General features: G+C 69.7%; 1 protein-coding gene. It reads right to left on the reverse strand.

Annotation, left to right across the window (positions count from 1 at the left end):
* Window positions 1-91 precede the first annotated feature (91 nt).
* Window positions 92-456: rhomboid family intramembrane serine protease (locus tag RNB18_RS51895; protein WP_311721043.1), on the reverse strand; the 365-nt coding region annotated here is incomplete at its 5' end.

Raw genomic sequence — 456 nt, forward strand, 5'->3', positions numbered from 1 at the left:
ATGCACAAGATCCTGGGTCCACTGTGGACAACTGTGCTCTGCCCTGGGGAGGACAGCGGCCGGACCCTGTACCGGGCCGGGCGGACAGGGCTCAGGTCAGGGACATCGTGCGGGCGATGATGATCACGACGGAGACCAGCAGCACCAGCGCACAGGTCCCGGCCTGCACCGCCGTACGCCGCTCGCGCGGGGCGTGCACCATGCCGACCGCGATCAGGGCGCCCGCGACGAGACCGCCGACGTGCGCCTCCCAGGCGATACCGCCCATGGTGAAGGTGAAGACCAGGTTCAGCGCCAGCAGGATCAGCACCGGGCGCATGTCGTAGTTCATCCGGCGCATCAGCACGGCGGTGGCGCCCAGCAGCCCGAAGATCGCGCCGGAGGCACCGAGCGACGGCTGGTTCGGAGCGGCGATGAGGTAGGTCAGGGCGCTGCCCGCGAGGCCGGAGAGCAGAT

This window comes from Streptomyces doebereineriae (assembly GCF_031845645.1).
In the GTDB taxonomy this organism is placed as follows: Bacteria; Actinomycetota; Actinomycetes; order Streptomycetales; family Streptomycetaceae; genus Streptomyces; species Streptomyces canus.